General features: G+C 48.3%; 11 protein-coding genes and 3 tRNA genes. 13 read left to right on the forward strand and 1 reads right to left on the reverse strand.

The annotated features are described in order from the left end of the window. Positions 1–51 precede the first annotated feature (51 nt). On the forward strand, positions 52–1977 hold the full coding sequence (locus tag O6R05_RS01610) for a BspA family leucine-rich repeat surface protein (protein ID WP_271191799.1): 1926 nt from the start codon (positions 52–54) through the stop codon (positions 1975–1977). Between the two features lie 207 nt (positions 1978–2184). Here the strand turns inward: O6R05_RS01610 and O6R05_RS01615 are convergent, their stop codons facing one another. Then, positions 2185–2775: a leucine-rich repeat domain-containing protein gene (locus O6R05_RS01615; RefSeq protein WP_271191800.1), complete on the reverse strand. Its 591-nt coding sequence runs from the start codon at positions 2773–2775 to the stop codon at positions 2185–2187. 251 nt (positions 2776–3026) lie between these two features. Between O6R05_RS01615 and O6R05_RS01620 the strand changes: the two genes are divergently transcribed. The 12 genes from O6R05_RS01620 (at position 3027) to O6R05_RS01675 (ending at position 12591) form a co-directional block, all read left to right on the forward strand. After that, positions 3027–4073, forward strand: coding sequence for an L-threonylcarbamoyladenylate synthase (locus O6R05_RS01620; protein WP_271191801.1), 1047 nt, complete (start codon positions 3027–3029; stop codon positions 4071–4073). Positions 4074–4102: 29 nt separating this feature from the next. Beyond that, positions 4103–4732 (forward strand): uracil phosphoribosyltransferase, encoded by a 630-nt coding sequence (gene upp, locus O6R05_RS01625; protein ID WP_271191802.1) that lies wholly within the window; start codon positions 4103–4105, stop codon positions 4730–4732. Next, positions 4732–5763: an MraY family glycosyltransferase gene (locus O6R05_RS01630; RefSeq protein ID WP_271192279.1), complete on the forward strand. Its 1032-nt coding sequence runs from the start codon at positions 4732–4734 to the stop codon at positions 5761–5763. The genes upp and O6R05_RS01630 overlap by 1 nt, the downstream gene beginning before the upstream one ends. Continuing rightward, positions 5760–6878, forward strand: a complete 1119-nt coding sequence (wecB, locus tag O6R05_RS01635; protein WP_271191803.1) for a non-hydrolyzing UDP-N-acetylglucosamine 2-epimerase — start codon at positions 5760–5762, stop codon at positions 6876–6878. The genes O6R05_RS01630 and wecB overlap by 4 nt, the downstream gene beginning before the upstream one ends. Before the next feature lie 226 nt (positions 6879–7104). Beyond that, a complete protein-coding gene (locus tag O6R05_RS01640) occupies positions 7105–7536 on the forward strand; it encodes a MaoC family dehydratase (protein ID WP_271191804.1) in 432 nt (143 codons plus the stop codon). 9 nt (positions 7537–7545) lie between these two features. After that, positions 7546–8727 (forward strand): acetyl-CoA C-acetyltransferase, encoded by a 1182-nt coding sequence (locus O6R05_RS01645; protein WP_271191805.1) that lies wholly within the window; start codon positions 7546–7548, stop codon positions 8725–8727. Positions 8728–8739: 12 nt separating this feature from the next. Then, positions 8740–9564, forward strand: coding sequence for an enoyl-CoA hydratase-related protein (locus tag O6R05_RS01650; RefSeq protein WP_271191806.1), 825 nt, complete (start codon positions 8740–8742; stop codon positions 9562–9564). Next, the gene (locus O6R05_RS01655; RefSeq protein WP_271191807.1) at positions 9561–10403 is read left to right on the forward strand and encodes a 3-hydroxybutyryl-CoA dehydrogenase; all 843 of its coding nucleotides are present in this window, start codon (positions 9561–9563) and stop codon (positions 10401–10403) included. Before O6R05_RS01650 ends, O6R05_RS01655 begins: the two co-directional genes overlap by 4 nt. Positions 10404–10843: 440 nt before the next feature. Beyond that, complete coding sequence (locus O6R05_RS01660; RefSeq protein WP_271191808.1) at positions 10844–11014, forward strand: DUF362 domain-containing protein; 171 nt, start codon at positions 10844–10846, stop codon at positions 11012–11014. Positions 11015–12319: 1305 nt separating this feature from the next. Continuing rightward, positions 12320–12410: transfer RNA gene (locus O6R05_RS01665), tRNA-Ser, on the forward strand. A gap of 7 nt (positions 12411–12417) precedes the next feature. Next, positions 12418–12494 (forward strand) — tRNA-Ile (locus tag O6R05_RS01670). 21 nt (positions 12495–12515) lie between these two features. Then, positions 12516–12591 (forward strand) — tRNA-Phe (locus O6R05_RS01675). Positions 12592–12820: the final 229 nt, after the last annotated feature.

Below are 12820 nucleotides of genomic sequence, written 5' to 3' on the forward strand. Positions count from 1 at the left end.
GCCGGAGCCATTATTTTACCTGACAATTTAGATACCTCCCATGTCATAAATATGAGAAGTATGTTTCAAGGTGCTGAGAATGCTAACCCCAACGTCCGTCACTGGGACGTATCCAACGTCAAAAGTATGGAATACCTTTTTTTAGGCCTAAAAAGAGGGAATCCGGACGTCTCGCAGTGGGATACGTCCAACGTTGAGAATATGTTATCTATGTTTTACGGCGCGGAGTTGGCAGATCCTGACGTTTCAAATTTTAACACTGCCAATGTAACCACTATGGGAGCCATGTTCGGTGAAGCCAAATCTGCTAATCCGGATGTGTCAAAGTGGAACACCTCGAAGGTCACCGATATGCGCCAGATGTTCTATAAAACGGATGTTGCCAATCCTGATGTGTCGAACTGGGATACCTCAAATGTCGTCACGATGAGAGAGATGTTTAGTCACACCAAATCAGCCAATCCGAATGTGACGAACTGGAATACGGCAAAAGTTGAAAGTATGGGCTATATGTTTATATTGGCGGAAGTGGCAAATCCCGATGTCTCTAATTGGGATCTGTCCAGTGTCACAGATATGGAGATGATGTTTACAGGTGCCCATAGTGTAAACAACATAGTTTTACTGAAAAATTCACAACAGGGTATAGTGTCTGATGGGATGTTTATAAATATTGTTATTGATGAAGATGATAATGAAGTATTAACTCCGTCAGATTATAATATTTTAAAATTTAAAAATCTTAGAGGGACACCTATACAGGGAACATATTTTATCCAAAATATCACGGACGGCACGGAAGAATACTACGACTGGGAAACCTACCAAGGTGACGGCATGTACTACTTTGAGGACAATGACGAGTACCATGTCTATAAGGCGATTGCCCTTAACGTCAAGGTCAACTGGGAGGACCGCTACGGCAAGCCACTGTCCGGCGATGCACTAAAGAACCTCACGGCGGGGATCGACGTGTACCGTGACGGCGACGCGGCACCGACGACTTTTGACGTGGGTCAGGACGACAACTTTGAAATGAAGCAGTTGGTGCGCTATATCGACGACAACGGCGAGGTCATCCACTACACCGTCAAAGAACAAGGGGAAAGCGGCGGACAGATCACCGTCGACGGCACCACGTACGACGTGACCGTCACGGGCAACCCGATAGACGGGTTTGTCATCACCAACAGAGAATTTGACCCGACCCAACCGACAGCGCCTGAGGACAACGACACGGATCTGTTCCGCTTTGACCTCACGTTTCTGAGCCCGACGCCGCTCCTGCCGCCGGCAGACGACGAGGCTGAGGTCACGGAGACCCACACGGCGTACATGGTCGGCTATGAGGACGGCACGCTGAGACCGGAGGAGCACGTCACGAGAGCCGAAGCCGCAGCCCTGGTTACACGACTGGCAGGCTTGGATCTCACGGACAGAACCCAACCGAACTTTGAGGACACCGAAGCGGATGCATGGTACATCCCGTATATTAACGCCGCGGTGGCGCACGATCTGTTACTTGCCGACGGCAGCGCCATCAGACCGAACGCACCGATCACGCGGGGGGAATTTGCGCGGATGCTGGCGCCTCTCGACAAAGACAACGACACGGTTGCAGCGTTTGCTGACATCAAAGGCCACCCCTATGAAGCGGCGATCAACCGGGAGGTCGGCAACCACATTATCGAAGGCTACGACGACGGCACGTTCAGACCGGAAGCCAAGCTGACACGGGCTGAAGCGGCGGCGATGCTCAACAGACTCTACAACCGTGTGGCCGATGAGGACGCTCTGATGGACGGCTATGAGGCGCACATCACACCGTACACCGATGTAAGCAAGGGGGCATGGTATTACTATGACCTTCTTGAATCGACAACGACGCACACCCTGGTGCGCCGGGACGCCAAGGATGAGTACGGCAGAACGAAAGAGACGTGGAGAAGGATCGTACAGGACGCCAAGGTCCTTTGAGGGCATGGCGATGACGCGCCGAGGCGGGGAATTATCGCTAAGGCGCACCCCTTACCGTATTGCGCTACACATCAATCTCAACATAAAAAGAAAGCTTACCAAGTCCGAGACGACGAGGTAAGCTTTTTTTGTGTTTAAAGACGAGAAGGGCGATGGGAGCGTGTGCTCACGAGTTGCAAGACGTCTTTATGAGCGTGATGCCGATTTTTATTTATTCAGTTTCGTGGTTGATTCAAAGGCATCAGGGTGCAGTTCTTCCACGGATGCAGGCACGTTGACGTCGTGAATGTTGTTCTTTCTGAAGGCGAACATGTTGATTTTTTTCAGAGAGCTTGGCAGTTCCACGCTGTCCAAGGCGTTGCCGTAGAATGCAGAGGTGTCGATGAGTTCCAACTTGTCGTTGAATTCGACGTTGGACAGGCGATTGAGTGCGAAAGCGGACGGTGCAATGCTCACCAGTTCCTTTGGCAGTTTGACTTCGGTGAGTTTGTTTCGGTAGAAAGCGAAGCCTGCGATTTTCTTTACTGAATCGGGCAGGGTAATGGATTCGATGTTGTTGACACCGAACGCGTCATAGCCGATTTCTTCAACGGTATCAGGGATCTCGAAGGTGGAGAGCTTTCTGCGGAAGAAGCAGTTCTCGCCAATCACACGTACAGGGGTGCCGTCCGGACCTTCCTTAGGGATTGGCATGTGGGTAATACCTTCGTTTTTAATTTTGTCTTTTCCCTGGCGGGTCATACCTTTTAATGTGTCGCCGGAGAAAATAAAGTCGTCAAGTGTAAATTGCGTAGCCATGAGTTCCTCCTATCCATGGTGTGTACTATGTGGAATTCTTTCCACAATCTTTATCTCTATGAGTATATCACAGAAGGCGAATTAATAAAACCGCTCGGCGGACAAATCGTAAGACGGCGGACGGGACGATGGGACGCGCGGTGAGACTTCTTTTGAGTCGTGCGACGTTTTTTTGCACCCTATCCGGGGGCGTCGTTGTCAAGGGGATAGGCTCTTGTTATAATGATTATGTAAAGAAAGGTTCTGTTACGATGAAAACAAAAACGCTACAGGGGACAAAAAAAATAAAGCCGCAGGATGTCAAGACTATTGTGGACACCTTTAAAGAGGGAGGTCTCGTGGTCTTTCCCACAGAGACGGTGTATGGACTGGGCGCTGACGGTACCAATCCGAAAGCGTTAAAGAAAATTTTTAAAGCTAAGGGGCGTCCGGGGGACAATCCGCTCATTTTACATATTGCACGGCGAGACCAGCTCCAAGGGATTGTGGCGGAGGTGTCCAAGGAAGCGGAAGCGCTGATGGATGCCTTTTGGCCTGGGCCGCTGACCTTGATCTTTAAGCGCAAGGCGACGATTCCCGACGAGGTGACTGCCGGTCTGGACACGGTGGCGGTGCGTATGCCGTCCCACAAGGTCGCCCACGAGATTCTCGATGCGGTGAATCGTCCGATTGCGGCGCCGTCGGCGAATATTTCCGGCCGTCCGTCCACGACGACGTACAAGCGGGTCTATGAGGATTTAAACGGGCTCGTGGATATTATTGTCGACGGCGGACAGGCGGATGTGGGCATTGAATCCACGGTGGTGGACACTACGGTGACGCCGCCGATGGTGCTCCGTCCCGGAAAGATTACGGTGGAAGAGTTGGACGACGTGGTGCCGGGGATGACCATTGATGAGACGATCATCAGCAAGGACGACGGCAAAGTGCCGAAATCGCCGGGACAAAAGTATAAGCACTATGCACCTCGGGCGGAGGCGTACTGTTTTGTCGGCAATGTGAACAATGTGATCGCCCACATCAACAAGGCCATTGCCGAGCACGGCAGTGAGAAGATTGCCGTCCTTGCGACGGACGAGACGATGGATTCCTATCAGGGTGCGTATTTTTTAAAGAGCATGGGGTCTCGAGATCATTTGGAGACGATTGCGCAAAATCTCTTCGAGTATCTGCGGGAGTGTGACGATGAAGCCGTGGATATCATCTTTGTGGAAGGTTTTGAAATGCGCGGCCTCGGCGTGAGCATTATGAACCGTCTCTTAAAAGCTTGCGGCGGTCGCGTCAAATTTGGTTTGTAACAGTAGAATGTCAATAAAAGGAGAGGACTATGGGAAAAGTATTTGAAATGGATCATCCGCTGATTCAACACAAACTCACCATTTTAAGAGATAAAAACACATCGAGTAAGGATTTTCGCAGCTTGGTGACGGAGATTGCCATGCTCATGGGATATGAAGTGACACGGGATCTGGAGCTCAGCGATAAAGAGGTGGAAACGCCGCTGGAAAAAACGGTGGGCAAGGAAATTTCCGGCAAGAAAATTGCCCTGGTACCGATTCTTCGGGCAGGTCTCGGGATGGTAGACGGAGTGTTGTCTGTGGTGCCGGGAGCACGTGTGGCTCACGTGGGGATGTATCGCGACCCTGAGACATTGAAGCCGGTCACCTACTATTCCAAGTTTCCCAAGGATATCAGTGAACGGACCATTATTATCTTAGATCCGATGTTGGCTACGGGCGGCTCGCTGATTGAAGCCATTGACGAGGTGAAGCGTGCCGGGGCGACCAGTATTCGCACCTTGAATATTATTGCGGCGCCGGAAGGCATTAAAGTGGTTCAGGATGCCCATCCGGATGTGGATATTTTTATCGGTCATATCGACCGTGAGCTTAACGACCACGCTTACATTCTGCCCGGTCTTGGCGATGCGGGGGATCGTATGTTCGGTACGAAGTGATGAAGACGGTTCTGTTAGCGGCGCTGTTGGCATTTTTGATCAGTCTTGTGCTGACGCCTGTGGTCATTAAAAACGCCGTGCGCTTCGGCCTTCTGGATATTCCAAAAGACGCTCGGCGTGTACATAAAAAGCCGATTCCCATCTCCGGAGGGCTTGCGATGTATGTGGCGGTGATGGCGGGGATGGTGGTGTTTTTAGATCTGACGCACGAGTTGATTGCGCTCATGATTGGCGCTACCCTCATCACTGTGTGCGGTCTGATCGACGACAAGTGGGAGATGAGTGCGAAGGTGAAGTTGGCCTGCCAGCTCCTCGCCGCCGGTATCCTTGTCTTTGGCGGCTCGCACATTGAGTTTTTCACGAATCCCTTTCCTTTCGGCGAAAGTGTCATCTTTTTGAAGGCGCTGGCGATTCCTGTGACCATCTTTTGGGTGGTGGGGATCACCAATACGGTGAATCTCATCGACGGTCTGGACGGTCTTGCGGCCGGAGTGTCGTTGATCTCCGCCGTGTCGCTTGCTGTCATTGCGTATAAGTTTGAGTACAACAGCGTGTCTGTGATTGCGGCGCTTCTTGCGGGAAGCTGTCTGGGATTTTTACCTTACAATTTCAATCCGGCGAAAATCTTTATGGGGGATACCGGTGCGCTGTTTTTAGGCTTTATGCTGAGCTATATTTCCATTGAAGGGATTATGAAGTCTGCGGCGGCGCTGACCATTGTCGTGCCTGTTTTGATTTTAGGTGTGCCGGTCTTTGATACGACGTTTGCGATGGTGCGAAGAAAACTCAGCGGCAGAGGTATTATGCAGGCGGACAAGGGGCACTTGCACCACCGTCTGTTGGCCCTGGGCCTCTCTCAGCGCCAGACTGTGCTCATACTCTACGGCATCTCTATTATCTTCGGCCTTCTTGCCAATTTGGTGGCAGGGGTGGATGCGCAAATTGGACTATTCATTTCACTGCTCACTGTGATCAATGTGGTCTTAATTGGCAAAGTGAGCGGTATGTTTAAATCCAAGGAGGAACTATGAAAGTTATCGTCGTCTTCGGGACGCGTCCTGAGGGGATTAAAATGGCGCCCATTGTCCTGGAACTGAAACGACGTCCGGACATTGAGACCGTGGTTGCCGTCACGGGGCAGCATCGGGAGATGCTCGATCAGGTACTGGATATCTTCCATATTGTACCGGACTATGATATGAACATCTTTAAATCCGGTCAGACGTTGACGGAGATCACTGTCAATACTATGGTGGGTTTGGAGACTATTTTAGATAAAGAAAAACCGGATCTGCTTCTTGTGCAGGGGGACACCACCTCCGTCTTTGCCGGCGGGATGGCCGCCTTTTACAAACAGATTAAAGTGGGCCATGTGGAAGCGGGACTCCGTTCAGGCAATCTCTATTCGCCGTATCCCGAGGAAGCGAACCGCCGTCTGACCGGTGTGTTGACCAATTTTCACTTTGCACCGACAGAAGGCAATCGACAAAATCTGCTTCGGGAAAATTATCCCGATGAGGCGATTTTCATCACCGGCAACACCGTCATCGACGCCTTACACTTGGCGGTGAAAGATGACTATGTCTTTGACAACCCGGTGTTAAACACCATTGACTACAGCAAAGATGTGGTGCTTCTTACCAGTCATCGCCGCGAAAACATCGGCGTGCCTATGGCCAATATCTTTCGTGCCGTGCGCCATGTGGTGGAGGCAAGAGAGAATGTGGAAGTGATCTTTCCTGTCCATCTCAACCCGAAAGTGCGGGCCATTGCACAAAAGTACCTCAGCGATCATCCTCGGATTCACCTGATTGAGCCGTTGGACTATTTGCCGTTTTCGAATCTGATGAATAAAGTGCGTCTTGTCCTCACCGACTCCGGCGGGGTGCAGGAAGAAGCGCCGGCTTTGGGCAAACCTGTCCTCGTCCTTCGTGAAGAGACGGAACGCATGGAGGGGATTGAGGCGAACACGGCGCGGCTCATCGGCACCGACTATGACGCCGTTGTGGCCAACTTCCTGGAGCTGCTTGACAATGCCGATGCGTATCAGGCCATGGCTCACGCCGTCAATCCTTATGGCGACGGTCATGCGGCGGAAAAAATTGTGGATATTATCATAGAACAAATGGCCGACGGGTCACGTTAATGCTCAGCTTTGTCTGAGCATTTTTCTATAGACATTTCTCCTATTTTTGAGGGGAATCTTCAGGGAGAAAGTATAGTCAATTTATGAATTTCGAGGTAAAATAACTAGTGGATGGAAATGGTTTCACATTATGAAAGGTCTCGTCATTTCTTTATGGAGGCTTGGTTAGCTGACTTGTGAGTTGGGTATTTGTCCAGTAAAGCTATCAATGATTAGGAGGGACACTATGGAACGCTCAGGGTTAAAAGGCTACACCATTGATGAAATCAACATCGGAGATACAGCTTCGTTTATGAAGACCATCTCTGAAAGTGACGTCTATCTTTTTGCGGGCATCACCGGGGACAACAACCCTGCCCACATCAATCAAATTGAAGCGGAAAAAGGTGCATTTAAGGGCCGCATTGCCCACGGTATCCTCACAGCGGGTTTAGTGTCTGCGGTGTTGGGGATGCGACTTCCGGGTCCGGGCACAATTTACATGGGCCAAGAGCTGAAATTCACCAAACCGGTATATTTCGGAGACACGATTACCGCAAAGGTGACGGTTGAAGAAAAAATTAAAAACAAAATCGTTAAGTTGCACACACAGTGTACCAATCAACAAGGCGAGATAGTGCTGGACGGCTATGCCACTGTGCTCCCGCCGAAGAAATAGGAGGAAAATATGACAAATGTAGTAATTGCTAGCGCGGCCAGAACACCGGTAGGTTCATTCGGAGGCGCATTTAAAAACACTCCGGCTGTAGAACTGGGACGAGTTGCAGCAGCGGAAGCATTGAAACGCGCCGGTGTTCAACCGGAACAAGTTGATGAAGTGGTCATCGGGAACGTGCTTCAAGCGGGTCTCGGACAAAACGTTGCACGTCAGGTGTCTATCGCTGCCGGTCTTCCTGTTGATGTACCTGCTTTTACGATTAATAAAGTTTGCGGATCCGGACTGCGAGCCATCTCTTTGGCGGCACAAATCATCAAAGCCGGCGATGCCGACATTATTTTAGCCGGCGGCTGCGAAAGCATGTCTATGGCACCTTACATCCTGCCGAACGCACGTTGGGGCGCTCGTATGGGTGATGCAAAGATGGTGGACTCCATGATTAAAGACGGTCTTTGGGACGCGTTTAATGATTACCACATGGGCATCACGGCTGAAAATGTGGCAGAGCAATTCAACGTCACTCGCGAAGATCAGGACAAGCTTGCTACGGCGTCTCAAAACCGCGCTGAAGCTGCTAAGAACTCCGGTCGCTTCAAAGATGAAATTGTTCCTGTAGAAGTTAAAGATCGCAAAGGCAGAGTGACAGTTGTGGATACTGATGAATTTATTCGTGACGGTGTCACAGAAGAGGCTCTTGCCAAACTTCGTCCCGCCTTTAAAAGAGACGGCGGCACTGTGACAGCGGGGAACGCATCCGGGATTAACGACGGGGCGGCCATGATGGTTGTCATGTCGGAAGAAAAAGCTAAAGAGCTTGGCATTACGCCGCTTGCCAAGATTGTTTCCTATGCATCTGCAGGAATCGATCCTAAGATCATGGGCACCGGTCCAATTCCTTCTTCCAGAAAAGCACTTGAAAAAGCAGGATGGACCGTTGAGGACTTAGATCTTATCGAAGCCAACGAAGCTTTTGCAGCACAAGCCGGCGCTGTAGCCAAAGAACTGAATCTGGATATGGAAAAGACCAACGTTAACGGCGGCGCCATTGCTATCGGCCACCCAATCGGAGCGAGCGGTGCGCGGATTCTTACTACACTGCTTTTTGAAATGCAAAAACGCGATGCAAAGAAAGGTCTTGCAACACTGTGCATTGGCGGGGGTCAAGGGACGGCACTCACCGTAGAAAGATAAGTTGAGAGGGCTATGGATTACAAGTATTTAAAATTTGATTTAAATGACGGGATTCTGGTGCTGACCATCGATCGTCAAAAGGCGATGAATGCACTCAATTCCGAAGTCATTGAAGAGCTCAACTCCGCGCTGGACGACATTGAAAAGAACTATGAGATCGAAGTCGTGATTTTGACCGGTGCAGGTAAGGCTTTTGTAGCAGGTGCAGATATTTCCGAAATGGCCCAAATGCAAGTTTTTGAAGCACAAGCTTTTGCAAAACACGGGATGGACACTTTCCTCAAACTGGAAAAATTGCCGCGACCTGTGATTGCTGCCGTGAACGGGTTTGCTCTCGGCGGCGGCTGTGAGCTTATGATGTCTTGTGATATTCGCATTGCTTCTACAAAGGCGAAGATCGGTCAGCCTGAAGTGAGCCTCGGGATTACACCGGGGTTTGGCGGCACTCAACGTCTTGCACGTATCGTCGGTCTGTCCAAGGCAAAAGAAATGATCTTTACCGGAGATGCCATTTCGGCAGACGAGGCCAAAGAAATCGGTCTGGTGTCTTACGTCACCGAGCCGGAAGCGCTTTTAGACAAGGCTGTAGAAATTGCCAAAGCCATTACGAAAAATTCACAAGTGGCGGTACGTAACGCCAAAGAAGCTATTAATGCGGCCACGGAAGTGGACATTCTCACCGGAATGGGCATTGAGCGGGCACATTTCGGCCTCTGCTTTGCCGATGAAGCGCAATATGAAGGCATGAGTGCTTTTCTTGACAAGCGTCGTCCGGAATTTAACATCAAACCGAAAGATAAAGCATGTCTGAATGCTAAGGAGGAAGAAAATAAATGAAAGTAGCAGTAATCGGTTCAGGGACTATGGGAGCCGGCATTGCACAGGTCATTGCCAGAAAACACGAAGTCGTCATTCGCGATATTGCACCTGAAGCACTGAAGAAAGCTCAAGAAGGTATTCAAAAGGGCTATGAAAAGAACGTAGCAAAAGGTCGTATGACCCAAGAAGAGATGGACACTGCACTGAAAAATCTCAGTGTATCTGACTCCTTGGACGACATCAAAGACTGCGATCTCGTCATTGAAGCGGCAACGGAAAACCCTAAGGTAAAAAAGAGCATCTTTAAAGAATTGGGGGAAACTTGCAAAGAATCCACCATTCTTGCATCCAACACCTCGTCCCTCTCCATTACAGATATCGGTGCGGCTACCAATCGCCCTGAAAAAGTGATCGGTATGCACTTCTTCAATCCGGTTCCTGCTATGAAATTGGTGGAAGTGATTGAAGGACAACTGACTGATGAAGCCACTAAGACCACCATCGTGGAACTGGCTAAAGAAATCGGCAAGACACCTGTTGAAGTTGCAGAAGCTCCGGGCTTTGTGGTAAACCGCATACTCATTCCAATGATTAATGAAGGCATCGGCATCTTTGCAGAAGGCGTTGCCAGCGCAGAAGATATCGATAACGCCATGAAACTGGGTGCCAATCATCCGATGGGACCTTTGGAACTGGGCGATTTAGTCGGTCTGGATGTGGTCCTTGCCATTATGGACGTGCTCTATGATGAATTTAAAGATCCTAAGTATCGTGCTCACACCTTGCTGAGAAAAATGGTGCGCGCCGGTCAATTGGGACGCAAAACCGGTAAAGGGTTCTACGATTACAGCAAGTAAAGCGTGTAGCCTATAAAAAGTGAAAGCAGCATTCCGGCATTGGACGTATCCGATGCCGGATTTTTTTGCGGTCGGTGCTTTGGAGAGACTGAGGCAAAAGAGATGCTCATGTGCCCTTTAGGGAAAGATACATGATGGCCATTGCACCACCCTCTAAAGTGTTTCAAATAAGTTTTTTTAAAAAAATATTTTCATAGTATGATAGTGTCTATCAAATTCAGCATATAATGCGTTAAAGTGAGCTCTGGAATCAAGTCGCTATGGGTGCTGGAAATCTAAGTGAAGTTCTAGGTATTAAAAGAGCTCAACACGGGTTACAATAAGGCTTCGGCGGTCTTAAAAGGTTGAAAAGTCCGCGCGGTTATGTTACTATTTTCACAGAACAAAAGAAAAAGATTCCAAAGCGTGCTTTGGAACTCACATGACATGGAGGTAATATTATGGCATATGTAATTAACGATTCTTGCATCGCTTGTGGTGCTTGCAAACCAGAATGTCCGGTAGACTGCATCGAAGAAGGTGCTGTATACACTATCAATGCGGATCAATGTATCGACTGCGGTTCTTGTGCAGCTGTTTGCCCAGTTGGCGCACCAAACCCAGAAGACTAAGTACTTATTAAAAAAGAGCCTGAGGGCTCTTTTTTTTGTTTCGACAATGACCTTGACGTCGGTGTTTGTTACGGCGCAAAAAAAGAGGTATAGGAAGGTCTAATTAAACAAATAAATATGATGGTTTGATAGGCATACACCGTAGCAAGTGAACACCTATTTATTACGAGCAGATAAAGTATGTCTGAGTCCGGCATCAAAAGCGAGGCCACGGGATAGAGGTTTGGTTAGTAGGGGGATGTTGACTTTATCTTAAAGTAATCCCTTAAACCCTTGTGTGAGTGGTAAAACTGTTGGGACTTATTTCGGATAATTCAATGTCACACACTCACCTCAACGGTTAAAAAGTATAAGCTAGCCGGTATGAGACTAGGCATTCACCGGTTAGATGATTATAAGTTATACTATCCAAGATAAAGACATGGCAAAGAAAGTAGAGTGTCCTGTCTGGATAACAATTAAGAATAAAAGTTTTTTGATAAGGACACATAACAAAAATATAAAGCTAGTAAATAAGTTTATAACGTCACCTATTGACTATGAGAAAAAAACTGTGATATTTTCTGCATGGATTATAACCATTTAATCAAAAAATTTGATTCGATATGTTGGATTCACGTTATCTCAAATGGAACTTGGAGCCAATTTCGAGGAGGTCAAGCATGAGACGAGTTACTGTCGTTAAAATTTTATACTCACTGATATCGATAGCGATTGTGTATTATGGCTTAACTGCAGAACATATCTTAAATATCAGCGCTTGAATTCCGCTAGGGGCTTTTCTTTGTGAATTTTGATCTATACCTTGGTGACGAAAAGAGACCCAGAGCTCAATGGATATTTCTTATTTCAGTATGGACTGGTAGCTTTCTGGAGGACAAGATATCTTCACTTTACATGGCCATACTAGATTGAGTGTATCGTTCGAACTTTGAACTAATGTCTATCATTTCTTATAACCTTGACTATTTCGAGCAGCAGTTTACTGCTTCAATTTGGCATGTTATTTTCTCGGGTAACTTTTAGCTTTTGGATAAGGGTTTTCTAATCCAATCGATGTCATGGCAAGCAGTATCGCTTAGACATTGGGATTTGCCATACGATCTCAGAGGAGATGTATGCAAAATACCATGAGAGACTCGATCCATAGTTGATGGGATGGATAACCATAGTCCGGGTGATTTATTTTAGATTCGATTTTTATCAGCTTTAACCTTCTGTAGAAGGACTGTAAATTATCATTGACAAAGTAAAAAACGTCGACTATAATGTTAAAAGTGATTATTCACATAAGCCGACATATTTGGAGAAGTACTCAAGTGGCTGAAGAGGCTCCCCTGCTAAGGGAGTAGGGCTCGCAAGGGTCGCGAGGGTTCAAATCCCTCCTTCTCCGCCATTGCTTTGGGCCTTTAGCTCAGTCGGTTAGAGCGCCCGGCTCATAACCGGTCGGTCCGGGGTTCGAGTCCCTGAAGGCCCACCAATTTATATATTCATAATTTTTGCCCAGATAGCTCAGTCGGTAGAGCAGAGGACTGAAAATCCTCGTGTCACTGGTTCGATTCCGGTTCTGGGCACCACATCTGAACGCTGCGGCGTTCTTTTTTATTGTAAATAGAAAAATCCGGTTGAACGTTTCGTCTTATACGCGTGGAAAAGCGCATCATCGAACTCACACACTGCATCCAAACCTTAAGTGCCAGCATCAGTCACTTGAGCTAGGATGCTTTTTGTATGCCCAGAAAGGTTACCACAGGGCACACAATCAGGATATTGGCTAAGATTTAGATATAGCGTCGCACTTAGCAC

Source organism: Peptoniphilus equinus (assembly GCF_027921445.1).
Taxonomy (GTDB): Bacteria; Bacillota; Clostridia; order Tissierellales; family Peptoniphilaceae; genus Peptoniphilus; species Peptoniphilus equinus.